Source organism: Rhodococcus sp. 14-2470-1b (assembly GCF_002259415.1).
In the GTDB taxonomy this organism is placed as follows: domain Bacteria; phylum Actinomycetota; class Actinomycetes; order Mycobacteriales; family Mycobacteriaceae; genus Rhodococcoides.
The window spans coordinates 12,609-35,682 of sequence record NZ_NPFY01000009.1; the positions used below are offsets into that span (position 1 = coordinate 12,609).

19 protein-coding genes and 1 pseudogene are annotated in these 23,074 nt (G+C 62.7%); 6 read left to right on the forward strand and 14 right to left on the reverse strand.

The genetic code is table 11. The features are described from left to right. The first annotated feature begins 87 nt into the window (after positions 1 to 87). Positions 88 to 1,350: an ROK family transcriptional regulator gene (locus CH293_RS05960; protein ID WP_052059533.1), complete on the forward strand. Its 1,263-nt coding sequence runs from the start codon at positions 88 to 90 to the stop codon at positions 1,348 to 1,350. A 79-nt stretch (positions 1,351 to 1,429) separates the two neighbouring features. On the opposite strand, the gene catC is transcribed toward CH293_RS05960, so the two are convergent. From catC to catA, 3 genes are read right to left on the reverse strand one after another with little or no spacing between them, the layout of a single operon-like run. Next, on the reverse strand, positions 1,430 to 1,711 hold the full coding sequence (gene catC, locus CH293_RS05965; RefSeq protein ID WP_037112999.1) for a muconolactone Delta-isomerase: 282 nt from the start codon (positions 1,709 to 1,711) through the stop codon (positions 1,430 to 1,432). Positions 1,712 to 1,729: 18 nt separating this feature from the next. Continuing rightward, positions 1,730 to 2,851 (reverse strand): muconate/chloromuconate family cycloisomerase, encoded by a 1,122-nt coding sequence (locus CH293_RS05970; RefSeq protein WP_094719647.1) that lies wholly within the window; start codon positions 2,849 to 2,851, stop codon positions 1,730 to 1,732. Between the two features lie 50 nt (positions 2,852 to 2,901). Continuing rightward, the gene (catA, locus tag CH293_RS05975) at positions 2,902 to 3,765 is read right to left on the reverse strand and encodes a catechol 1,2-dioxygenase (RefSeq protein WP_037112996.1); all 864 of its coding nucleotides are present in this window, start codon (positions 3,763 to 3,765) and stop codon (positions 2,902 to 2,904) included. A gap of 183 nt (positions 3,766 to 3,948) precedes the next feature. On the opposite strand from catA, the gene CH293_RS05980 reads away from it, so the two are divergent. Then, positions 3,949 to 4,719: an IclR family transcriptional regulator C-terminal domain-containing protein gene (locus CH293_RS05980; RefSeq protein WP_094719648.1), complete on the forward strand. Its 771-nt coding sequence runs from the start codon at positions 3,949 to 3,951 to the stop codon at positions 4,717 to 4,719. A 2-nt stretch (positions 4,720 to 4,721) separates the two neighbouring features. Here the strand turns inward: CH293_RS05980 and CH293_RS05985 are convergent, their stop codons facing one another. The 7 genes from CH293_RS05985 to benA form a co-directional block, all read right to left on the reverse strand. Next, positions 4,722 to 6,011, reverse strand: coding sequence for a benzoate/H(+) symporter BenE family transporter (locus tag CH293_RS05985; protein WP_052059532.1), 1,290 nt, complete (start codon positions 6,009 to 6,011; stop codon positions 4,722 to 4,724). 10 nt (positions 6,012 to 6,021) lie between these two features. Next, the gene (locus CH293_RS05990; RefSeq protein ID WP_094719649.1) at positions 6,022 to 7,368 is read right to left on the reverse strand and encodes an aromatic acid/H+ symport family MFS transporter; all 1,347 of its coding nucleotides are present in this window, start codon (positions 7,366 to 7,368) and stop codon (positions 6,022 to 6,024) included. A 163-nt stretch (positions 7,369 to 7,531) separates the two neighbouring features. Beyond that, the gene (locus tag CH293_RS28485) at positions 7,532 to 8,482 is read right to left on the reverse strand and encodes a LuxR family transcriptional regulator (RefSeq protein WP_255122711.1); all 951 of its coding nucleotides are present in this window, start codon (positions 8,480 to 8,482) and stop codon (positions 7,532 to 7,534) included. Positions 8,483 to 8,485: 3 nt separating this feature from the next. Further along, positions 8,486 to 10,270 (reverse strand): ATP-binding protein, encoded by a 1,785-nt coding sequence (locus CH293_RS28490; protein ID WP_255122712.1) that lies wholly within the window; start codon positions 10,268 to 10,270, stop codon positions 8,486 to 8,488. A 71-nt stretch (positions 10,271 to 10,341) separates the two neighbouring features. Then, on the reverse strand, positions 10,342 to 13,110 hold the full coding sequence (benC, locus tag CH293_RS06000) for a benzoate 1,2-dioxygenase electron transfer component BenC (protein ID WP_094719650.1): 2,769 nt from the start codon (positions 13,108 to 13,110) through the stop codon (positions 10,342 to 10,344). A gap of 58 nt (positions 13,111 to 13,168) precedes the next feature. After that, a complete protein-coding gene (gene benB / locus CH293_RS06005) occupies positions 13,169 to 13,708 on the reverse strand; it encodes a benzoate 1,2-dioxygenase small subunit (protein ID WP_037112990.1) in 540 nt (179 codons plus the stop codon). Continuing rightward, positions 13,705 to 15,099, reverse strand: a complete 1,395-nt coding sequence (gene benA / locus CH293_RS06010; protein WP_037112988.1) for a benzoate 1,2-dioxygenase large subunit — start codon at positions 15,097 to 15,099, stop codon at positions 13,705 to 13,707. Before benA ends, benB begins: the two co-directional genes overlap by 4 nt. Positions 15,100 to 15,315: 216 nt before the next feature. Between benA and CH293_RS06015 the strand changes: the two genes are divergently transcribed. From CH293_RS06015 to CH293_RS06030, 4 genes are all read left to right on the forward strand, one after another. Beyond that, positions 15,316 to 16,254, forward strand: coding sequence for a LysR family transcriptional regulator (locus tag CH293_RS06015; protein ID WP_094719651.1), 939 nt, complete (start codon positions 15,316 to 15,318; stop codon positions 16,252 to 16,254). Continuing rightward, on the forward strand, positions 16,251 to 17,186 hold the full coding sequence (locus tag CH293_RS06020; RefSeq protein ID WP_094719652.1) for a helix-turn-helix domain-containing protein: 936 nt from the start codon (positions 16,251 to 16,253) through the stop codon (positions 17,184 to 17,186). The genes CH293_RS06015 and CH293_RS06020 overlap by 4 nt, the downstream gene beginning before the upstream one ends. Before the next feature lie 130 nt (positions 17,187 to 17,316). Continuing rightward, positions 17,317 to 18,780 (forward strand): benzaldehyde dehydrogenase, encoded by a 1,464-nt coding sequence (locus tag CH293_RS06025; RefSeq protein WP_094719653.1) that lies wholly within the window; start codon positions 17,317 to 17,319, stop codon positions 18,778 to 18,780. Between the two features lie 291 nt (positions 18,781 to 19,071). Then, positions 19,072 to 20,181 carry an NDMA-dependent alcohol dehydrogenase gene (locus tag CH293_RS06030; RefSeq protein WP_037112983.1) on the forward strand — a complete coding sequence of 370 codons (1,110 nt, stop codon included), beginning with the start codon at positions 19,072 to 19,074 and terminating at the stop codon, positions 20,179 to 20,181. A gap of 190 nt (positions 20,182 to 20,371) precedes the next feature. On the opposite strand, the pseudogene CH293_RS28125 reads toward CH293_RS06030, so the two are convergent. The 4 genes and pseudogenes from CH293_RS28125 to CH293_RS06050 all read right to left on the reverse strand — a co-directional run. Further along, a pseudogene (locus CH293_RS28125) lies at positions 20,372 to 20,737 on the reverse strand (DUF5313 family protein); the annotation flags it as partial. 47 nt (positions 20,738 to 20,784) lie between these two features. Beyond that, the gene (locus CH293_RS06040; protein WP_094719654.1) at positions 20,785 to 21,249 is read right to left on the reverse strand and encodes a MarR family winged helix-turn-helix transcriptional regulator; all 465 of its coding nucleotides are present in this window, start codon (positions 21,247 to 21,249) and stop codon (positions 20,785 to 20,787) included. A 103-nt stretch (positions 21,250 to 21,352) separates the two neighbouring features. Then, positions 21,353 to 21,811 carry a MaoC family dehydratase gene (locus CH293_RS06045; RefSeq protein WP_037112980.1) on the reverse strand — a complete coding sequence of 153 codons (459 nt, stop codon included), beginning with the start codon at positions 21,809 to 21,811 and terminating at the stop codon, positions 21,353 to 21,355. Between the two features lie 19 nt (positions 21,812 to 21,830). Beyond that, positions 21,831 to 23,045 (reverse strand): acetyl-CoA C-acetyltransferase, encoded by a 1,215-nt coding sequence (locus tag CH293_RS06050; RefSeq protein WP_094719655.1) that lies wholly within the window; start codon positions 23,043 to 23,045, stop codon positions 21,831 to 21,833. Positions 23,046 to 23,074 lie beyond the last annotated feature (29 nt).

Sequence of the window (23,074 nt, forward strand, 5' to 3'; positions counted from 1 at the left end):
ATATGAGCTAACTTATGGTTGTGAACGCCAGAAGTCAACAACAGGCGATCCAATAAGATCGACGAGTTCCCGACCACAGAGGTAGACATGACCGAGGCCGCGCGACCGAACACCAGCTTTGCGGATACGACGCTGGCGCACATCGTGGAAATGGTGCGTAGCCGCACCGCACTCACACGCCAGGAACTCACCGACCGAACCGGTCTGGGTCGCGCGGTGGTGCGGCAGCGAGTCGACCTGGCGATCGACTTGGGCTTGGCGGAAGAATCGGGAATCGGCGCCTCCACGGGCGGGCGCGGACCTCGTCTACTGAGGTTCAGGAGCGAGTCCGGTCGGCTGGCACTGGCGGCATTGGGACCGTCGCGCATCACGGTGGGGGTCGCCGACCTCCAGGGGGAAATTCTGGGCAGACACACAGTCGACTGGGAAATATCGCACGGCCCCTCGAAGACTCTCGACGAGATCGTGCGAACTCTTCGATCGGAACTCCGACATGTCCTCGACAAGCCGTTGTGGGGCGTCGGTGTGGGACTCCCAGGACCTGTCGAGTACGTATCGGGACGCCCGGTAGCGCCACCGATCATGCCCGGGTGGAACGGCTTCGATGTCCGTGGCCACCTGGCAGTCGCGCTCGACGCTCCGGTCTGGGTCGACAACGACGTCAACATACTGGCGCTCGGCGAACGCGAACGGCTCATGACGCCGGAAGCCGACAACTTCATGTACGTGAAAGTCGGAACCGGAATCGGCGCGGGACTGGTGTCCAACGGTCGCATTCACCGAGGTGCAGACGGAGCCGCGGGCGATATCGGCCACATTGCCGTCGCGGGATCCACAACAGAGTGCCGCTGTGGGCAGATAGGGTGCTTGGAGGCAATCGCCGGCGGCTGGGCTCTGGTTCGCGACGCGACCGACGCTGCCCGAGCCGGCCGTAGTGACATCCTCGCCGGCTTCCTGCAGAACACAGATGACCTGACCCTCGAACACATTCTGCAGGCAATGGATGCCGGCGACACGTACAGCACGGCTGCGGTGGCCGCGGCAGCGAGCACGATAGGCGAGGCGCTCGCGTCGACAGTCAGCGTATTCAACCCGTCGTTGGTCATCGTCGGAGGAGACGAGGTCGCCTTCGGTGAGGGGTTCCTCGCGCGTGTACGGGAGGCTGTGTATCGGCGATCGCTTCCTCTCGCTACCCGAAACCTGCAGATAGTTGCACCGATCTCGGATGGTCACGACGGGCTCCGCGGGGCAGCCGCTCTCGCCGCACACGAAATTTTCTCGCGCACCCTCCCCGACTGGGTCGCAGAGGGGACCCCGGTGGCAACGTTACTGGCCGCTCAGCTGTCATAGACGAGCTGCGAACGAGACCGATAGCGTTGGCGCACCACACGACGAGGCGAGCGCAGCCGTACAGATTCAGGCCAGCCGACTACTTCACATCGGAGCCGTGACGCGTGAGCGCCTGCACTTCGATGGTCATGTATGGAAACAGCGGCAAATTCCACAGTATCTCGTGCAATTCGTCACCATCACGTACGTCGAAAATGCTGATGTTGCTGAATTGTCCTACGATTCGCCAAATCTCGGGCCACTTGCCGTCACGCTGCAGCTGCTGCGAATACGCCTTCTCGCGCGCAACGATGTCGGCACGTACGTCGGGGTCCAGATCGTGCGGGATGGCTACGTCCATCCGGACATGAAAGAGCGTCATGTGTTCAGTCCCTACTCACTAGTTTCGAGTCCACGTCTTGACGGCGTCCAGGTTCAACTCGACGCCCAGGCCCGGGCCTTCCGGCAGGTGAACCTGACCGTTCTCGTACTTCAGTGGTGTCTGAAGAAGCTCCTCGTCGAACAACAAGGGGCCGAACAACTCTGTGCCGAAATCGATCGCGGTCTCGGAGCATGCGAAGTGGATCGAGGCGGCTGTACCGATGGGCCCCTCGATGGACGTCGCACCGTGACAGGAGATGCCGGCGGCTTTCGCGATCGCGGCGATCTCCGCGCTCTTCTTCAATCCGCCACTCTTGGTCGTTTTGATAGCGATGATGTCGGCACCACGCCGCTGAACGATTTCCAGTGCATCGTGCGGCGTCTGCACACTCTCGTCGGCCATGACCGGCACCGGCAGCAGCGCGTTGAGCTCGGCCAGCACTTCGAATTGATCTGCGGGAGTCGGTTGCTCGATCATTTCGACGCCGCCTTCGGCGAGCTTGGGCAAGTACTTCAACGCGGTGAGGCGATCCCACCGAGCGTTGACGTCGACGCGCACGCCTGCCTTCCCCTCGAGTGCTTGTGCGATGCGGATGACGCGTTCGGTGTCGTCGGCCGGGTCGAGTGCACCCATCTTCAGCTTGAAACTGAAATTGAGCTTTGCATCGAGCTTCTCCTGCGCTTCACCCACGATCTCGTCGGCCGACGCAGCACCGAGGGCCCACGTCACATCGACGCTGCGCCGGAACGCGCCGCCGAGAAGGGTGTGCACCGGAACATCGAGCGAGCGTGCCCACGCGTCGTGAAGAGCAACGTCGACCGATGCCTTCGCGAAGCGCGCGTTGGCCACGACACGCTCGATGTCCCGCTGGATTCCGGTGATGTCGTCGGCGCGGCGGCCGACCAGAACAGGCACGATGTACTTCTCGACGATGGCCTGCATCGTCTCGACGGACTCACCACCCCACCACGGCCCTCCGGGAACGACGCCCTCGCCGTACCCCACTGCGCCGCCCTTGGTGCGCACGGCGACCAACAGCAACGGCTGGGCCGTCATCGACGTCGTTGCGAACTTGTGCGGGCGCACCAAGGGCACGTCGAGAATGGTGGTGGTGACGGACTCGATGGTCAGGTCGGACATCGGCCTACTTTCTTCGGTGGTGGCAGCTGCGATGGTGACGCCGGCGACCGTCAGGCCGGGTCGAGCACGAAGTCGTAGCTGACGTGGTTCTTGCCGTCGTCCCCCGGAATCGGGTCGAGGATGAGCTCGGGCTTGGTGGCCATTGCCACATCGTCGTCGACGTAGTCGCCCCCACGGAAGTACAGCTGCGTGGTGACCGACGCTTTGCCCGGGGCCGAGACGATCAGATGCAGGTGAGCCGGTCGCCACGGGTGCGCCCCTTGCGCTGCAACGAATGCGCCGGTCGGGCCGTCCGTCGGGATCTGGTACGGCGCAGGCTGAATGGTCGTGATCTCGTACCGACCGTCGTCGTCGACCGTGATGTCCCCGCGCAAGTTCCACTCGGGCAGGTGCGGTGCGAACTGGGAGTAGTACCCGTCGTCGTCCGCGTGCCAGATCTCGACGTGAGCGCCTGCGATTCCGTTGCCCTCGAGATCCTTCACCTGGCCGGAGAAGATCAGCGGGGTGATCTTCCGATCTTCGTCGCGCATGGGCAGCGTCGCTACCGACGGAAGTGCCGGGGCATTCGCGATGTAGTACGGCCCCTCGATGCTGCCCTTGGTTCCCTGGCGGCTCTGTGCGAGAACCTCTTCGACGGAATGCTCGAGGAATACGTCGAGGAAGAGGGGCCATTCGCCGCCCTCGCCGAGATCGATGAGCCACTGCTTCAGCACGCGGTACTCGGGGTAGGTCACCTTGTGATCGAGCACCACCTGGTTGAGTGCAGCGAGCGCGTCTTTCGCAATCGCTGCCACTCGCTCGGGCGGGGTGTCCGCCGAGACACGCTCGTTCTTGAACTTGTCGGTCGCAGCCGTACCCGAACCAACTGCAGTCGGCGAGGTCGCGGTGTCGTTGTGAGCTTCTGCTGTGGTCATTCGGTGTCTCCTCGGATCTGGAGGGTGGGTGCGCGAGGGCCGGGCTGAGCTCTCGGCGGTTCGATACTTGATAAGATTGCACGCTATGCGTACAGTCAGTCCGCAGTGCGTACCGACACTGTGCCTTGACTCACACGCGGTTGTCAACATCAGGCGACCGCCTCTACCTGAAAGACGTTTCCGTTGAGCGACAACGAACGTGACTACATCCAGAGCATCGAACGGGGATTCGCGGTTCTGTTGGCATTCGACGCATCGACACCCAATCCGACGCTCGCCGAGATCGCGTCCGCTACCGAACTGTCCAGGCCTGCCGTTCGACGAATTCTGCTCACACTCCAGCGTCTCGGCTACGTCACGGGCGTCGGCACACGATGGTCTCTCACACCGCGCGTGCTCAGCATCGGACAGCACTACACCGACACACACTCGCTGCTGGATGCTTCGACGCCACGACTGCTGGAACTTGCCAAGCAGACGGACGAGTCCGCGTCACTCGGAGTGCTCGACGGGCCCGACGTCGTCTACGCGGCACGCGTACCGGTCCGACGCATCATGTCGATCAACGTTTCGGTCGGTACCCGCGTGCCTGCGTATGCCACTTCCATGGGCCGAGCACTTCTCGCGTGGGCGCCACCCGAATCGATCGACGATGTCCTCGACGCCACCAACTTCACCCAACTCGTTCCGGGAACGATCACGGACCGGCAGGCAATCCTGAACGAATTGGCGGCGGTGCGCGAGCACGGGTATGCGTTGATCTCCGAGGAACTCGAACAAGGGCTCATCTCGCTGGCTGCGCCGGTGAGAGACGCCGTCGGATCCGTCGTCGGTGTGGTCGCGTGTTCTACGTCTACTGCTCGCAACACCGTCGACCAATTCAGAGTCAACGCCCTCCCCCATGTCCTCGCCGCCGCCAACGGTCTGAGCGAGGACCTCGGTTATCGCGCCTAGAGTCACGGGGAGTGCATACTGCGGGGTCGGTCCATGACCCAAGTGACGACCACCCCCGCGGTGAGCCCCCAGAACGGTGCCCCGAGGCCCACCGCGTGCACTCCAGAAATGGTGACCAGGAGCGTCACCAACGGTCCCAACGGTGAATTTCTCGCAGCCGTGCCGCCCGAGGAGTCGCTGAACGCGGCCACGAACGCCCCACGCAGCGCCTCGAGCATGGCCAAGCCTGCGAGAGCCGAGATGAAAGAATCGGGAACGGAGTCGAGACCACGTACGAGAATCGGCGCGCCGACTCCTACTCCCATGGCGATGACACCACACGCGATCCCCGATATGTACTGCCTGCGGCGTTCACCGACTGCGACGAGCAATGCATTCGTGGGACCGGCGAGGCAGGTGGAAACCGCCCCCAACGGTGCCACGAGCACGGACCACACACCGCACAGCAGCGTCACAACGGTCACTGGTGGACGATGGCCGGCGCCGGCGAGTACAGCGGCCCCCTGCCCGTTCTGCACTGCGATCACAGTGATCGCCAGCGGGATCACCAGCTGGGCGGAAGCATCCCAGTTGAATTGGGGCGCGGTCGGTTCAGGCAGTCCGACGAGTGGGAGTGCCGCTTCGGCATCGCCTAGTTCGACGAATCCGCCCGTAAGCGCCAGCGCTACGAGACCGACGAGCAGTGCGACCAGGACGGCGGGTACGCGCGGGGCAAGTCGAGCCGACCGCATTATCAACACCCATGCGACGACCATGCTTCCTGCCACCGCGACATCCGAACTGACCGAACGTATCAAGTCGGTACCGAACGACAAGAATGCTCCCGCAACCATTGCCATGACGACTCTGTGTGGCAGAACCGACATGATTCGTGCCACCAGGCCTGTCGCGCCGAGCACTCCGATGAGAAGACCGGTCAGAATGTAGGCCCCGACGACCTCCGGCCATGTCAGAGACGGGAGGGCCTGTCCAACCAGTACTGTGCCCGGAATGGTCCAGAAGAACGCCAATGGCATCCGGTACACCCAGGACACGACCGCGGTGAGCAGTCCGTTGAGGACGAAGACCCCGAAGATCCACGATGCCGTCTGAGTGGCGGTCAGCGATCCGGCAGAGGCAGCACCCATGATGACGGCGACCGGACCTGTCGCGGAGAAAAGGACACCGGTCGCGCCGGCGCCGACATAGCGACCCCCGACATCCGCACGTATCTCTCGAAGACGCGGTGGCCGTTCGGTCGGGATCTCCAGTCCGCCTCGGACGGTCCGGATTTCAGCACGGTCGATACTCATCTCCTGACTTCTACCTGTTCCCTTCCGTGATCGTCGTGAATGCGTCGTTCGTGGTAGCTGCAGGCGCACCCACCGAGGTCCGCCGCTTCGGCACAGCGACCGTCACGAGCGCACCCATGAGCGCAACTGCAGCGAAAAGGTAGAACGCAGTGGACGAGGCGATGCCTGCCCCGAGGAGGAACCCGCCGATCAGAGGGCCGAATATGCCTCCGAGCCGGCCGAATCCGGCACACCAGGCGACCCCGGCTGCGCGTGCAGTGGTCGGGTAGTAGTTGGACACGTACCCGTAGATCAGAACCTGGGTTCCGATCGCGCCGACGCCGGCGCCTGCGACCGCCGTGAGCAGAACCCCCAAGGGAAGCTGTGCGGTCAACACGATCAGCGAGAGAGCCGCCAGACAGAACGTCACCGCGACGACTTTCTGCGGGCCGGTCCGGTCTGCCACGCGCGAGGCGATGAGCCCACCGACGATCGCACCTCCGTTGAGGACGAGCAGGAAGGACAACGAACCCTTCGCGTTGTATCCGGCTTCGGACATGATCTGTGGCAGCCACGTGTTCAGGCCGTAGGTGAGCAACAATCCGGAAAAGCTCATCATGCCGAGTAACGCAGTGGGCCGCAGAAGTGGCTTACGCGCCAACGCGGCGAATCCGACGCGATCGCCGGTCTCGTTCGCTTCGGCCACGGGCATCGGAATCCCTGTCCGGTCGCAGACAGCTTTGGCATCGGCGCCCCTTCCGCGCGCCACCAGCCATCGCGGCGATTCCGGCATGCGCAGAAACGCCAACGGGAGCAAAATCACCAGCGGAAGCGCGCCGAGCCAGAACAATCCCCTCCACCCGATCGAGTCCTCGAGGGTGATCGCCGCAATCGATGCCAATACACCGCCGGCTGGAATTCCGCTGTAGACAATGGCATTGAACAGGTTTCGCTTACCTTGCGGTGCGAATTCCGCGATCATCGCACCGACCGTCTCCACCAGACCACCCACTCCAATTCCGGTCAGGAAGCGAAGAACGCCGAAGGTGCCGATGTTGTGCGCCAAAGCCGTTGCGGCCATGCCGACCGAAAACCACACGATGCAGGTGAGCATCGTCTTACGTCGACCGATGCGATCTCCGAAAGCACCGGCGAGTAACGCCCCGACGAGCACACCGACCAACGCGTAGGAACCGAGCGCGCCTGCCGTACCTGGATCGAGTTGCCCGAGCTGTGACGAGTCGGCGAGCAGAGTAGGTAGCACGGTGCCGTAGACGACCAGGTCGTACCCGTCGAAGACGATCGCGACGGTCGACAAGACGACGATCCACAGGACGCTGTTGCGATGCTCGCTGCTGACCCATCCGTCCGGGGCCATGCGCGCCGGTGATCCTGGTGGTGGAAGTTGTGAGGTTGACATGGAGAATCCTTAGATCGAAGAGGGTTCGTCGGGAGGTAGGCGTAAGCCGGTCACTGTGACGAGCATCTCGATCGTGTCGCTACCCGGGGCAGATCACACCAGGGCTTTACCCAACCTTGGCCTAGGGTTCTGCTGCGAACGTCGGTCGTTCCCGAGCTTTGGTTGCCGCCAACTCTGCGCGTGAACGAATTCCGAGTTTCGCGTAGACCCGCGTCAAGTGAAACTGAACCGTTTTCACCGAAAGAAACAGCTCTGACGCGACTTCACGATTGGTCATTCCGGTCGACACGAGACCGGCAACGGCGTCCTCCTGTGGTGTCAACGTGTCGCTGGGACGGTCTTTGAGGACAGCGTGCACTCCGCCGGCCTTCAATTCTCGGTCGCACCTGCGGACGTACGTCGTGGCGCCGATCGCCAGGTATCCCTCGCGGGCGGCAGCTATCACGCTGTCTGCCTCACGACGCTTGCCTGCACGCCGTAGCGTCTGTCCGTACGCGAAGTTGACGCGAGCACGATCGTAGACCAGTGGAAGCGGTGCCAGCAGCGTGAGAGCGTGCTCGAACGACACCCGTGCCGAGTCGAGGTCGCCCAGTGCGCCGTGCAGACGTCCACGAGCACAGGCCAGTCTGGCCGATCCGGACCTGTGCGCGTTCACCGTCGCTCTGGCCTCGTGCTCGGCGAGAAATTCGTCCGCTTCCTGCAGACGACCCTCGACGACGAGAGCGTTTGCGTACACGTCCGGCCACGGCCAGAAACCGGTCTCGGACACATCCTTGCGTGCCCACGGTTCGGTCAGCGGGGCGAGTGCCCGCAACACTGCCGGGTAGTCGGCCCGTGCTTCGGCGACTGCGGCGTGAGCCAGGGCCGCGGGTACTCGCATGATCGCATAATCGCGCGCTCCGGCGTCCCCCCGGCGCGCGCTGTCCGACGCCGCTACCCAGTCTCCGCGCAACGCATGAATCTGAGTTGCAGTCCACTGCAACAACGGAACGATCAGCGCCTGTCCGGAACTGTCCCCTAGATCGGCACCTTCACCGACCGTCCGCAACGCAGCATCCCAATCGCCGGTCACGAACTAGGTTCGTGCAACCCAAGCGCGGGCCCACAGAGCGATTCGGGTGGACCCTCCGAGAAAGTCGGTCGGTGCGGCCGATTCCAGCTCGGCTCGAGCGAGTTCGACATGGTCGGTCGCAAGATGTAGCCACCCTGCACCCATCTGAACGCGCTGGCCTACGGCCCCGGTACCAGCTTGGCCCCAGAGATCTCGATAGCTCGCCAGAGCTTCCGTAGTCCGACCGGTACCACCGAGTCCGAGGCCCCGTATGGCCTGGGCTTCGACTGCCGTGGAATGGTCGGCGCCGACCAACTCCACGGCACGGTCTGCCCACTCCACCAACTTTGCACCGTCGCAGCGCGCAAGATTGTGCAACACCTGCCGGTGGCAGATCACCGCGGCGATCTCCGGCTCCCGGCTCGTGCGGACCAATTGCCAGGCGCGTTCGAGGCGCGCGTCGGCTTCCTGTGGACGACCGCGAAGGATCGCGAGATAACCCAGAACTGCATTGCGCATCGGCGTCTCGGCGAGAGACTCGATCTCGGCCACATGTCCCGCCGCGGTTCGCACATCTCCCGCACCGAGAAGCGCGTCCACTGCCCTCACGATCATGTCGTCGCGACGCCCCGGCTCCACGGCAGTTCTACTCGACAATTCGAACAACTCTGCGGCCGTTGCCCATTCGCCACGAGCCGCGCGTTCGGTTGCCAGGTGGGCGAGTTCCTCGCTCATTCCGATCCCGGGTAGAGGGTCGGCTTCGACGGTGTGGGCGAGCACATCGGCTGGGTCCGTGAGCACTTCGGCTGCTTGCCTGTGCATGTGCGCACGAAGCGGTCGGCTCATCGTCGCGAGAACGGCCGCGCGAACCATCGGATCGGGAATGTCGAGAACGATCGCGGACGATTCGTGATGCACCACGAGCAAACCACGTCGCTCGGCGGCATCGATGGCCGTCCACGGATCCTCGATCCGTGCAAGGGAGCACACCGTCGGAAGCGCGCCCGCAGACCCGAGGACGGCAACAGCCTCGACCATGCGACGCGCAACCGAATCGCATTCCGACAACGACGCCCGAACCTCGGAAAAGACAAAAGAGGGTGCCGGGAGTTGTGGGCGGACCCCACGCCACACGTCCCGAGGTAACTCGTCGAGCAGTGCCGAGATGTGCTTGGGCAGGCCTCCGGTGTGGCGGACCAACTCTCCGACCGACGACACGGACAGCGCAATTCCGCGTTCGGCCGCCATCTCGGCAACGGAGCCGATCCTGAGCGGTGACAGAACGAACCGACGATCCGCCGCCACGTCCAGTACTCGATGTGCTTCTGGATCTCCCGCGGGGCGGGGGCGTCTGGTGCACACGACCGCCAGTCGCGCGCTTCTGTTGTGCCGTACTGCCGTTGCCAGTGCCCGAAGCGAACTGGCATCGGCGTCCTGCGCATCATCGATCAACAGAACAGTCGCCAGTGGCCCCTCCGCCGAGACGGTGAGCAAAGCAGAGACGATGTGAGCGGCAGGTGCGAAATAGTCGTCCTGCGTTCCTCGGACCGTCGACGACGGAGCCAACTGATCGAGAACACCGAACGGAATCGCAGACTCCCATGGCACTCCCACCACTCGAACGACTCGCGGCGGCGCGTCCCGAACCTCCAAACGCTGCGCGAGGCCCTCGAGAAAAGCGGACCGCCCAACTCCCCTCGCTCCGTCGACTACCACGAAGACCGAACCGGATTCGTCCATACGCGAGATCGCGGCGAGCAGTTCCTCCAACTGTTCGCCGCGTCCCGTCAACACGACCCGTTCGGTCATGGTTTCACGGTAGTCATCCCTGCCGATGCGGTCTCGGGATCGCGCGAAACCCGACATGTCCGCAGACCCGGTCAGCCCAGATCTCCGCCGGCAACCGGAAGAACGGTTCCGGTGATGTACGACGCCTCTTCGGAGGCCAGGAAACAGATCGCCGCAGCTTGCTCGTCCAAGGTTCCGTAACGTCCCAGCAGCGACGAGTCGACGGTCTGATCGACGATCGCCTGGTACCACTCCTTCTCCTGATCGGTGGACGGCGCAGGTCCGCGCGCTACTCGCCGAGGAGGCGCGTCGGTACCTCCCGGAGCAGTCGCCACGACACGCACACCGTGCGGAGCAGCCTCGAGTGCGAGCGCCGAAGTGATGGCGTTCACACCGCCTTTCGCCGCCGCGTAAGGGACTCGGTGTACACCCCTGGTGGCGACCGATGACACGTTGACGATTGTGCCTCGGCCCCGTTCGATCATGTGCCCGATCACTGCGCGACACGACCACAGGGTCGGGAACAACGACCGAGAAATCTCCTTCTCTATCTGATCAGGGGGGTAATTCGCGAACGGCTTGGCCCAGATCGTCCCGCCCACCACGTGGATCGCCACGTCGATGCGCCCGAATTCCGTCAACGCCTTCTCGACAGCGGCAGACGCGCCGTCCCAGGTCTCCAGGTCGGCGAGCACGCTCGTCGCGTCGACGCCGTCCTTCACGAATTCCTCGGCCAGCGAGTCCACCAACTCCGATCGGTCTGCCAGCAGCAGTGTTCCGCCCTCCGCTGCTATCCGTCGGGCAACGCATTCACCGATGCCTTGGGCAGCACCGGTGACCAACACCGCCTTACCCGAGAATCGACCTGGTGTGACGAACTTCGGTCGCTTGGACACTGCAGTGTCGTGCATGGCCCGCTTCATGGTGATCTTGGATCGGTCTGCGTGCTCGGCGATCAACGTCCTCGCCCGGTCACGGTCCCGGGCTTCGAATGCGTCGACGATGTCGAGGTGGTCCTGCGCGCACAACGGGTCGCACCACGTCGCATTACGCAACGCCTCGGCCATTGCGGCTTTCACCCCGAGTGCCTGATACGCCTGCAGTAGATGTTCGTTTCCGGTTTGCGTGAAAAGGTAGTCGTGGAACGCAGCATTGGTCTCGGTATAGGCCGCAGCGTCGAGGAATCGGTCGCCTTCGACATATTTCGTCGTCGTCTCGGCCAGGAGTCGGTAGCCGGCGATCTGCTGTGTACTGAGCCGTCCGATCACCAATTCGAGCGCGCCCAACTCCAGGGCTCGACGTGCCTCGAAAACCGCATCGGACTCGTGCACTGACGGATGTTCCTCGCCGATTTCGTATCCGTCGGAGAGCTCCGGATCGATCGCGGGCGTTTCCACGGTGTCGTGATCGAACAGAGGCGTGATCTCCCGTTCGGTCCAGATTCTCTGTCCCGCCAATGAACGTGCGTCGCCGTTCTCGAGCATGGGCGAGCCTGCATCGAGCTCTACCGGTTGCGCATCGGAGCCGGCCTTGGCCACGCGCTGGCCCGCAATGGCGCGCATGGCCAGCAGCTCGTCTTTGCGCGGGACGAGGGTGTCGGTCGACCGTGCAGGGGCGAGATCGCGTCGATCGAACAGCGGTCGGCCGAAGAGGGTTCGCGACGCAGTTCCGATCGGCTCGGCGGCGGTCGTGACGTTCGCGTGTATCACCTCACGCGGCGGCGGTCCGGACTCGGCGTCGAGCACTGCATCGGGCTCCGGTCCGACTTCGCCGACGGAATCGACGACGACACTGTCGGCCAATTCGTCTGCGGGAGCGCCAGTGTCGGGTTCAGGCTCCGCAATCTTGGATGCAGACTGTGTCGACGGCGCGAATTTCTCATAGTAGAAGCCAGTCGGCTCGACACCTTTGTCGGCGAAGTAGCTGCGGACTGCCTCGACCATCGGGGGTGGGCCACAGAGATACACCGCGACGTCGCCATCGTTCAGGTGCTCGTCTTCGATGAGAGAGGTGACGTATCCCTTGTTCGGAGCCGAGGATTTCGGATCTGTGACCACATAATCCCAGGTGAACGATTCCAGAGTCTTGGCAAGAGCAGCAAGCGTGTCCAGCTCGACGAGATCGTCGTCCGAGCTCACCCCGTAGATCAAGTGGATCGGCCGCTTGCTCGAATCGATCTCCAATTTGCGCAGAATCGACAGTATCGGGGCCAGTCCGGTGCCCCCGGCAAGCAGAAGGGCAGGGCGGTCGGCTTCGCGAAGGAAGAAGCTGCCATGAGGACCGGTGAAGGTGACGTCCTCACCGACGTCAGCGCGCTCGGACAGGTATCTGGACATGAGTCCACCCGGTGTCAATTTGACCAAGAACTCGAAGTCCTCCGAGCCCGGGGCTGTGCTGAACGAGTAGGACCTCGTGTCCGAACTGCCTGGCACCGAGATGTTGACGTACTGGCCCGGCAGGAACGCCAGGCCCCCGGGAGGCGCTTGAACAGCGAGTCGGACAGTCGTCGGAGACAGCTCCTCGACCGCAGTAATAGTGGTGTCGTGCGAAGCGGCCTTCGTCTTCGCCACTGCCGACGTGCTTGCGATCTGGAGGACAAGATCGGACTTGGGACTCATGCTGCACGGCAGGCAGAAACCCTCGTCCGCTTCCTGCGGGCTCAGCGCATCGTCGAGGTAGCTTCCCGCGTCGAACTCGCCGGACTCGCATACCGCCTTGCACGTGCCACACGCGCCGTCACGGCAATCCAGCGGAATGTTGATGCGTGATCTGTAGGCAGCGTCGGCAACGGTCTGGCCGGGCTCGCAGTCGACGAATCGGGTGACACCGTCCTCGAACGACAGTGCTACGCGGTGGCTCATGTGCAGTCACTCATTTCAGAGAGTCCTCTCCGACCTGTGCTTTCGAGGCAAGGATCGGTCAGAAGTGATAGATATCGACGACGTGGTGGATGTAGTCGTTCTTGAGCACCACGGTCTTTCGGCGAATGAGTGGTGCGTCACCGGAAAAGTCGATCGTGTAGAACGATGTCCCGTAGTACGGGTCGATTGTCTTGTAGCGGAAGTACATCGTGTGCCAGTTGAACCGAACATCGACAATGTCGCCGCGTCGTTCTATCACCTCGACGTTGCTGATGTTGTGGCTCGTGCGCGGTTCCGGAATCGATGTCGCGCTGGATCGTTCGGTCCTGATCCGGAACACCCGGTCTTCCAGACCACCCTTGTTCTCGTAGTAGATCAGAGAGATGTCCGTCTGCGGGTCCTCGGTGAGGAGGTCGTCGTCGCCCCAGCTGGGCATCCAGTATTCGACGTCGTCGGCATAGCACGTGAGCCACTTCTCGAACTCGCGGTCATCGAGGTAGCGGGCCTCGCGGTACAGAAACTGCTCGATTGCGACCTGATCGATCACGCGGGCTGAATCTGCCGGGGCCGAGTTCTCGTCGGTCGTTGCGGCGGTCATGCTCGGGCCTCCTTCGGCTGCGTAGCGCCGGCACTCTCCGCGGCGCGTTGCTTCTCGAGTGCGTCGAGCAGGGTCTGGCGCCAATAACCATGCTGGACCGTGAACAGTCCTTCGTCCTCGTTCTTGACCCCTGCCGAGATGACGCCGTGCATGTCGAGCGCCTCTGCTACGGGGTCGGGTCCGGTCAGCCAGTGCTCGGCACCGCGGCTCATGTCGTTCCAGGGCGCGTTCGTCGCCTGGAAGGTGAGTTGGCACGACCGAAACTCCTCCAGGTCGTCCGGGGTTGCCATACCCGACGCGTTGAAGAAGTCCTCGTACTGACGAATCCGGTGCGAACGCGCGGCTTTGCTCTCCCCTTTGGGAGCGATGCAATAGATCGTCACTTCGGTCTTGTTGGGTGCGATCGGTCGAAACTGTCTGATCTGCGTGCTGAATTGGTCCATCAGATAGACGTTCGGATACAGGCACAAGTTACGCGAGCCCTTCACCATGAACTCACCTTTTGCATCGCCGAACTTCTCTTTGAGCTTGTCCATCTGGTCCCACAGAGGACGATCCTGCGGGTTCGCAGCCCAGGTCCACAGGCAGAGATGTCCGTTGGGGTAGGACCAGTACCCTCCCCCGGACTTACCCCAGCCGCCTGCGTCGAGTGCTTTGGTGGTGTTCTTGGACTCTCCGTTGTTACGCCGTGAAGTAGTGGCGGCGTAATTCCAATGCACAGCCGAGACATGATAGCCATCGGCACCGTTCTCTGCCTGCACTTTCCAGTTTCCGTCGAATGTGTAGGACGACGAACCGCGGAGAACCTCCAGCCCATCCGGTGACTGGTCGACGAGCATGTCGATTACCTTGGTCGTGTCGCCGAGGTGTTCTTCGAGCGAGGACACATCATCGTTGAGACTTCCGAAGAGGAATCCGCGGTAGCTCTCGAACCGTGGGACCTTCGTCAGGTTGTGCGAGCCTTCGACGTCGAACGTGTCCGGGTAGCCTGCCCCGTCGGGATCTTTGACCTTGAGCAACGTCCCGTCGTTCCGAAAAGTCCAACCGTGGAAGGGACACGTGAGGGTGGGGCGATTGTCCGTCTTCCGGCGGCACAGCATCGCACCTCGATGAGCACACGCGTTGATGAGGCAGTGCAGTTCACCCTCTTTGTCGCGCGTGATCACGACAGGCTGACGCCCCATGTGCACAGTGAAGTAATCGCCATTGTTGGGCAGCTGGCTTTCGTGAGCCAGGTAGATCCAATTGCCCTCGAAGATGTGTTTCATCTCGAGCTCGAACACTTCTTCGTCGGTGAAAATACTGCGGTTTGCGCGGTACACCCCAGCCTCGGCGTCATCCACGACGGCATTGTCGAGGGTGGCCTGTACGTGATCCAAGATCTCGGTCATCTAGTCCTCCACAGAAGTTTGTTCCCTGGAACACGACAATTTCACCGAGTGGCATCAATCACACTAGGTATCACCCTAGGTCTGACCCAGGGGACCTTTGATAAGCGTTGCTTATCAATCGACCATTTTTCGTTCTTTGTCAACGACCCAATACGAGAATACTGTGAACGGGATCACGCTGACGTACTGAAGCGAACACCGAGGGGGCACGGCTGCATGGAACTGAGACACCTCCAGCACTTCGTCGCGGTTGCCGAGGAGCGGCACTTCGGTCGTGCCGCGACACGACTGGGATTGGCGCAGCCAGCAGTGTCGCAGTCGGTCCGGCAACTGGAGAAAGAACTGGGTGTCGCTCTTTTCGAACGGACCACTCGCCAGGTCCGCAGGACGCCCGCGGGCGAATTCTTCTACCGCGAGACCGTCCGGAATCTCGACGGTCTCGCCCACACTCGACGCTCGGTACGGCGCATCGCGGCCGGTCGACAAGGCCTGATCAGGCTCGGGTTCACCGGTACGTCCTCGTTCGACAGACTGCCGGTGATTGCGCGTACCGCGAAGCAGCGCATGCCCGGCGTCGCCCTCGAGATCCACGGCGACCTATTGACTCCCGCGCTGGTCGACGGGCTACGATCCGGCCAACTCGACCTGGCCGTGTTGAGGCCGCCTGTCGCCGGGACCGACCTCGTCGTTCGCACTATTGCCGAGGAATCCCTCGTCGCGGCACTTCCAATCGACCACAGGCTGAGCGTTGAACCGGTTCTCGCGATCACCGATCTCGCTCAGGAGGACTTCGTCATGTACAGCGACCCCGATTCGGCGGTGAACGATGCCGTCGCACGATGTTGCCGCGCAGCCGGATTCACTCCTCGTCGCCAGCATGCTGCACCGGGGACATCGGTGTTGCTCGCGTTGGTCGCCGCAGGCCTCGGTATCGCCTTGGTCCCGGAGTCCGCACGTGCACTTCCGCTGGGCGGGGTAACTTTCCGGGAGATCGAGAACAGCGGAACTGTCGATCTAGCTCTGGCGTGGAACGAATCGCCGCCCTCGGCACTGGTGAACAACTTGCTCTCCGCACTCGACGTTGCCCACATTCCGACGTCCGACAGAGCCGGCACGAGCTACGTCGATTCCCCGGACGGGGAGGGTGTTCGATGACGGTCATCGACAGTGATCGGGACGCGGACAACAGCGATCTGTGGAGAACCGAGCTGAGCTCTGCCTTCGCAGGCCTGCTACCGGAGGGCGTCGACGACCGTCCCACGAGAGGCACGATCGTCGCAGCCTCACTCGGTGCCGTACGCACATTTCGCGTTTCGGGTTCACCCCAGATCGTTCGACGTACCCGTGGCGCAGTGAGACGCGAACCGACAGACACACTGAAGGTATGCGTTCAGTTACGCGGTCGAGCGGTCGTGCACCAGGGTGAGAACGAGCTGCAGATCAACCCTGGGCAACTCGCCGTGTACGACACGGGCTCCGCGTACGATCTGCTGTTGGAGGGCGACTGGGAATGCGCCGTCATGGCGTTCCCACCGAGCTCGTTGCATCTGCCGCGCCGTTGGATCGACGATGTAATGCACCACGTGCACGATGCATCGTCCGGTGCCGGAACGGTATTGGCCTCGTTCATCCACGCGTCCCTGACGACCGGTGAATCGGATCGAACGGGTTCCCGCCTGCGTTTCGCGGACGCCGGCATGCAGCTTCTGTGCAGCGCGCTCACCGAGACTCCCCCAGCGCCCTCGAAGGACAATGCCGCCGAGGCCCTCCGTCTGACGGTCCTCGATTACGTACGGAGGAATCTTCACGACATGGAGCTGTCGCACAACACGGTTGCCGCTGCGCACGGTTTGTCCACCCGCACGCTCGACCGACTTTTCGAACACGAGCAGACAACCGTCGCTGCCAGCATCCGCGACTGGCGCTTGGAAGGCGCCCGACGCGAACTACTCGACGTCCGCGCGCGACGGGTCACCATCGGCGCAATCGCCGCGCGCTGGTGCTTCGCAGACGCTGCGCACTTCTCGCGGTTGTACAAGCGCCACTTCGGATCGTCTCCCTCCTCGGACCGAGACGAATTCGAGTAGCGGTCGCAGGGATGGCGGAAACTGCTAGAGGCTATGACGGAAAAGGTCAATTCGGGGTCGTGCATCGCGCGCATAGTTGCTGCACTCGCACGCAGCACATAGCGATTCGCCGAAAGGACTTCAGGGGAGTATGAGTGAAACATTGGCCGGTACCGACTGGCACGGCAAGATCTACAGCGGCGGTTGGATCGACGGCCGTGGCGGCATCAGTCCCACCATCGAACCCGCCACCGGTGCCACACTCGGTCAGATCGGTCTGGCCGACGCGCAGGATGTCGCCGACGCGGTCGAGCGCGCGCAGGCCGCCCAGCCGGCGTGGGCAGCCCTTCCCGGTCACGAGCGCGCCGCGCGCATTCGCGATATTGCGAAGTTGCTCGAACAGAACGCTTCCGAATTCGAAGAGTGGTTGATCCGCGAGGGCGGATCCGTGCCAGGCAAAGCAGCCTTCGAGGTCGGCTTGGTTCTCGGTGAATTGTGGGAAGCTGCAGCACTTCCGACCCAGCCGTACGGTCACCTCCTGCCGACCAGCGAAACCGGCCGCGACAGCTTCTCTCGCCGCGTTCCAGTGGGCGTGGTGGGCGTCATAAGCCCGTGGAACTTCCCGCAGATCCTGTCGATCCGTGCGGTTGCCCCTGCGCTCGCGCTCGGGAACGCCGTCGTCCTCAAGCCCGACGTGCAGACCTCCGTTTCGGGCGGCGTCCTGTTTGCACGGCTGTTCGAGGAGGCCGGTCTCCCGGAAGGCCTGTTCCACGTCCTGCCGGGTGATGCCGAGCCTGGTGCCGCCGTCGCCGAACATCCAGGAATCGGAGCCGTCTCGTTCACCGGTTCGACGGCGGTCGGACGCAAGGTAGGCGAGACTGCAGGTCGCACGCTCAAACGAGTATCCCTGGAACTCGGCGGAAACAACGCCATTCTCATTCTCGACGACGCAGACCTCGATGTTGCTAGTTCGGCCGGCGCCTGGGGTGCATTCCTCCATCAAGGGCAGGTCTGTATGACCGCAGGCAGACACATCGTGCTCGAATCCGTTGCGGACCAGTACATCGGGAAACTCGCGGCGCGGGCCAGGAATCTGCCTGTGGGAGATCCGTTCACCGAGCAGGTTGCACTCGGTCCGCTGATCAACGAGTCGCAGTTGAAGAACGTCGATCGGATCGTGTCGAAGACCATCGCGGACGGAGCCGAGCTTCGCGCAGGCGGCACATATCAGGGCCTCTTCTATCAACCCACCGTGCTGGCTGGAGTGACCACCGACATGGCAGCATTCCGCGAGGAAATTTTCGGACCTGTTGCCCCCGTCGTCGTCGTGAAGGACGAGAACGAGGCAGTCGCCGTCGCGAACGATACCGAATACGGTCTGGTGGCAGCCATTCAGACCGGATCCGTGCAGCGAGGACGAAATCTCGCAGATCGATTGCAGACCGGCATCATTCACATCAACGATCAAACGCTGAACAACGATGCGTACGCACCGTTCGGCGGATTCGGCGCCTCTGGCAACGGAACGCGCTTCGGCTCGCAGAGCAGCTGGGACGAGTTCACTCGATGGCAGTGGATCACCACACGCGAAGAAGGCCATCCGTTCCCCTTCTGACACCGCGCTGATCCGCCCCGCACCGCATTCAGGCCCCTCCATCCGGCGGGGCCTGAGTGCGTCGGTGTGCACAGCCACTTCGATTGCGGCTGACGCATTTCAACTACGGTTGTGACGGAAATAATCAATTTTCGTCCTCATGTGGGCTGCATAGTGAACGAAGAACGCAAGTGTGGCACCGATCACATGCGCAGAACCTGCCGATCGCGGCCATCGACGGCCGACGGAACTTCATCTGCGCCCGAACAGGTTCTCGTGGAGGCGTTCTCAACACACACGTGAGGAATTCGAATGAAAACACAAGCGGCGATTCTCTGGGAACGCGGCGCCGAATGGAGTGTCGAGGAGATCGACCTCGATCCGCCGAAGGCGGGTGAGGTTCTCGTCGAACTCGGCGGCAGCGGATTGTGCCACTCCGACGAACACGTCGTCACCGGCGACCTGCCCTGGCCGCTCCCGATGATCGGCGGCCACGAGGGTGCAGGAACAGTTCTCGAAGTCGGACCGGGAGTCACGAATGTGGCCGCGGGCGATCAGGTGATCTTCGGATTCATTCCAGCCTGCGGGCGATGTTCAGCGTGTTCTGCTGGAATGCAGAACCTGTGTGAGTACGGCCAGTACCTGGGTGACGGCACTCAGATCTCCGATCACACTGCACGACACCATGCGCGGGGGCAGGATCTCGGATTGATGTGCCTGCTGGGCACTTTCGCTCAGCACACTGTTGTCAGCGAGGCGAACTGCATCAAGATCGAACCAGGGATCGGACTCGACAAAGCGTGTTTGCTCGGATGCGGCGTCGTCACCGGGTGGGGTTCGATGGTGTTGGCTGGAAACGCCCGAGCGGGCGACACAGTCGTAGTAGTCGGCACCGGTGGAATCGGCATAAATGCTGTGCAGGGCGGAGCGCTCGTCGGCGCACAGCACGTCGTCGCCGTCGATCCTGCGGATTTCAAGCGGGAGAAGTCCCTCGAGCTCGGAGCTACGCACGCGGTGTCGACCAGCGAGGAGGCTCAGGAACTCGTCATGGAACTGACCTGGGGAAAGGGTGCCAATGTGGTCGTCAACACGATGGGTGTCGGCGAAGGAGACCAGATCGCGAAGTCGTTGGCGATGACGGCAAAGCGCGGAAGTGTCGTCGTGACCAACCTCCACCGCGCGACCGAGGAATCGGTGTCGATGAGTGCACTCGACTTGGTCCTCATGGAAAAGCGCGTGATCGGATCTCTGTTCGGGACCGCGAACCCCCGCTACCACATCCCTAAGCTGCTCTCCCTGTACGCAAGCGGGCACCTCAAGCTCGACGAACTCGCAACCCGGACATACAAGCTCGACGACGTCAACACCGGGTACACCGACATGAGAGAGGGCCGAAACCTACGCGGCGTCATCACGTTCTGACGTGACGCGATGATCCCCGCTCGATGCGGCTGCGATGCAGCCGCATCGAGCGGTCACCACATCTGCCTCAGTTGGTCGAGTCTCCCGATGCCCTGCGCTGCGGACGCTGACGGTCCATCTCACGGCCGGCAATTGGCGTCGCACCGGAAATCGGCGAACTGAACGTTCGCGACGGCCCGTGAAGTTTCTCGTACGTCGCGCGCTCCTTCGACAGTCGCTCCTGCGCACGATCGCTCTTGAGGTCCGCCGGTAGACCGTGTAGTTCGAGCCGTCGCGCTCTGTTCAGGTCCATGAAGGCCAGCGTGTAGAACAACGCGAGCAACACACTCAGCAGAACCATCGACGCACGAAGCCAAAGCGCACCGGGAAACAGGAGCAGGAACGCAAGGAATATCGGTGTGAAAGGAAGCAGGCCTCTGATCAAGTGCCGTGGAACCGCGCCTGGACCGACAAGGTCGTGTCGAACCCACTCCCGCATCGAAATGGGTAACGGTCGACCGAAGACTGCGTACATGAACCATTGAGCGGGGTTCGGCCGCCCGCTCCCCGTGGTGATGTCGGTGTTGCGTGCATCCTGTCGCGGACGCCGTGGTCGATGTCCATTCACGGCTTCAACGCCCCTGCGGACACAGCCGACGCGTTGATTCGCGCAAGGGCTACACGGAGATGCTCCAACTCGGCAAGATCCACGCCCAGTCGCTCGACTACGGCTCCGGGTATTGCTTCCGCCCGAGACCGCAGTGCCGCGCCCTCGTCACTGAGGTGGACCTCGAGAACCCGCTCGTCGGTCGCGCTTCTGGAACGGATCAGCATCCCAGTTGCCTCCAGCCGCTTGAGCAGCGGGGACAACGTCGGCGAATCGAGTTGCAGAGCCTCCGCTATCCCTTTGACCGTTCGCGGAGACTGTTCCCACAGTGCAAGCATCACCAGATACTGCGGGTGCGTCAGACCCATCGGTTCGAGAAGCGGGCGATACACGGAGAGGACGGCACGGTTCGTGACCGCAAGAGCGAAACAAACCTGGCGATCGAGCGCGAGTGGATCCACGACCTCGGTTTCGGTTGGCATAGGCCCACCGTACGCGATATCAACACGTGCACGAACCATTAGTGCCCTAATTATTAGGGTGAATCACGACACGACCTCGCCCGACGTTCGATCCACAGAAGGATCAGAAGAGCACGCGAGATATCGCCTCTGCCACCAACGCGGGCTTCGGTGCGTCCTCGATCTCGAGTGTCTGTGAAACAGAGACTTGAAGAGCGCCGCCCTTCACCTCTTCGACCGAAGTGAACACCGAACGAAGACGAACGCGCGCGCCGACACGAACAGGATTGACGAATCGCACCTTGTTGGATCCGTAATTGACCACGAGCTTGGCACCGTCGACCGCGTAGATCTGCGCAGCAAGGGCCGGCAGCAGCGCCAGCGACAGATATCCGTGCGCAATCGGTCCGCCGAAAGGACTTTCCCGAGTCGCACGATCGACGTCCACGTGTATCCACTGATGATCACCGGTCGCCGCCGCGAAGTGATCGACCATCTCCTGGGTGATGAGCGTCCATTCGCTCGTGCCCAGTTCCTCCCCGACGGCGGCGTCGAGATCCGCGGGTGTTGTGAAGGTACGCATTGTCGGATTCGCCTTTCCGCTACAGATCGATGTTCTCGAACACGGCAGCGAGACCTTGTCCGCCGCCGATGCACATTGTTTCCAGGCCATACCGACCACCGCGCCGCCGCATCTCGCGCAACAGGGTCGCGAGGATCCGCCCACCTGTGGCACCGACCGGGTGTCCGAGCGATATTCCGGAACCGTTCGGGTTGAGTCGATTGTCGTCCGGCTCGATCCCCCACGTACGTAACACGGCAAGCGTCTGCGCCGCGAACGCCTCGTTGAGCTCGATCACGTCCATGTCGGCCATCGTCAATCCTGCACGGCCGAGCGCTTTCTCGGAGGCCGGTACCGGCCCGATACCCATGGTTCGAGGCGGCACACCGGCCAGCCCCCAGCTGACGAGACGAGCGACCGGCCGTAATCCGAGCGCTGTCGCTCGCTCCGGCGTGGTCACGATCGCGAGGGCTGCACCGTCGTTCTGGCCACTTGCATTGCCTGCGGTGACGGTTGAGGCCGGATCGATCTTCGACCGAATCGGGCGAAGCGTGGCAAGAGATTCGACCGACGTATCGGCACGTGGGTGTTCGTCGGTATCGACCACCACCGGTTCACCGCGGCGCTGCGCAACCGGCACGGCCACGATCTCCTCCGCGAACACGCCGTTCCTTTGGGCTGCGACCGCACGTTGATGTGATTGGACCGCAAGTGCGTCCTGATCGTCGCGACTGATGTCGAATTCCTCGCGCAGGTTTTCGGCCGTCTCGATCATTCCCCCGGGAACCGGGAAGTTGTTCCCGCCTGCGGTCACTCGGGCCCTCGCGAGCCGATCGCTCAACGCCACCGACTCGGCTTTCACTCCCCACCTCATACCGGTGGCGTAGAACTCGGCCTGGCTCATACTCTCGACACCTCCGGCCAACACCAGATCGCTGCCACCCGACTGCACTTGCATGCACGCCTGAAGGACTGCCTGAAGTCCTGACCCGCACCGACGGTCCACCTGCTGGCCGGGAACTTCGATTCCGAGCCCTGCATCCAGCGCGGCGACTCGACCGATCGCAGGCGATTCTCCGTTCGGGGACGCCTGTCCGAGAATGACGTCGTCGACGACGACGCCGTCGATTCCGGTACGGGCACACAGTTCCGCGATGACGATGGAGGCTAGTTCCTGTGGTGATACGTCGCGAAACACGCCCCCGAAACGCCCTACCGGCGTGCGTAGCGGTTCACAGATGACAGCGTCTGGCATGGGTTTCCTTATCAGTGCTTGGACCGGGC

Coding starts and splice junctions, on each gene's coding strand:
- benB (WP_037112990.1), bottom strand. CDS start 13,708: ATGACCGCCGCAACGACCGACGAGAACTCGGCCCCGGCAGATTCAGCC.
- CH293_RS28490 (WP_255122712.1), bottom strand. CDS start 10,270: ATGACCGAACGGGTCGTGTTGACGGGACGCGGCGAACAGTTGGAGGAA.
- CH293_RS06030 (WP_037112983.1), top strand. CDS start 19,072: ATGAAAACACAAGCGGCGATTCTCTGGGAACGCGGCGCCGAATGGAGT.
- CH293_RS06020 (WP_094719652.1), top strand. CDS start 16,251: ATGACGGTCATCGACAGTGATCGGGACGCGGACAACAGCGATCTGTGG.
- CH293_RS06050 (WP_094719655.1), bottom strand. CDS start 23,045: ATGCCAGACGCTGTCATCTGTGAACCGCTACGCACGCCGGTAGGGCGT.
- CH293_RS05990 (WP_094719649.1), bottom strand. CDS start 7,368: ATGGCCCCGGACGGATGGGTCAGCAGCGAGCATCGCAACAGCGTCCTG.
- catC (WP_037112999.1), bottom strand. CDS start 1,711: ATGACGCTCTTTCATGTCCGGATGGACGTAGCCATCCCGCACGATCTG.
- CH293_RS05985 (WP_052059532.1), bottom strand. CDS start 6,011: ATGAGTATCGACCGTGCTGAAATCCGGACCGTCCGAGGCGGACTGGAG.
- CH293_RS06015 (WP_094719651.1), top strand. CDS start 15,316: ATGGAACTGAGACACCTCCAGCACTTCGTCGCGGTTGCCGAGGAGCGG.
- benA (WP_037112988.1), bottom strand. CDS start 15,099: ATGACCGAGATCTTGGATCACGTACAGGCCACCCTCGACAATGCCGTC.
- CH293_RS06045 (WP_037112980.1), bottom strand. CDS start 21,811: ATGCGTACCTTCACAACACCCGCGGATCTCGACGCCGCCGTCGGGGAG.
- CH293_RS06025 (WP_094719653.1), top strand. CDS start 17,317: ATGAGTGAAACATTGGCCGGTACCGACTGGCACGGCAAGATCTACAGC.
- CH293_RS06040 (WP_094719654.1), bottom strand. CDS start 21,249: ATGCCAACCGAAACCGAGGTCGTGGATCCACTCGCGCTCGATCGCCAG.
- catA (WP_037112996.1), bottom strand. CDS start 3,765: ATGACCACAGCAGAAGCTCACAACGACACCGCGACCTCGCCGACTGCA.
- benC (WP_094719650.1), bottom strand. CDS start 13,110: ATGAGCCACCGCGTAGCACTGTCGTTCGAGGACGGTGTCACCCGATTC.
- CH293_RS05970 (WP_094719647.1), bottom strand. CDS start 2,851: ATGTCCGACCTGACCATCGAGTCCGTCACCACCACCATTCTCGACGTG.
- CH293_RS05960 (WP_052059533.1), top strand. CDS start 88: ATGACCGAGGCCGCGCGACCGAACACCAGCTTTGCGGATACGACGCTG.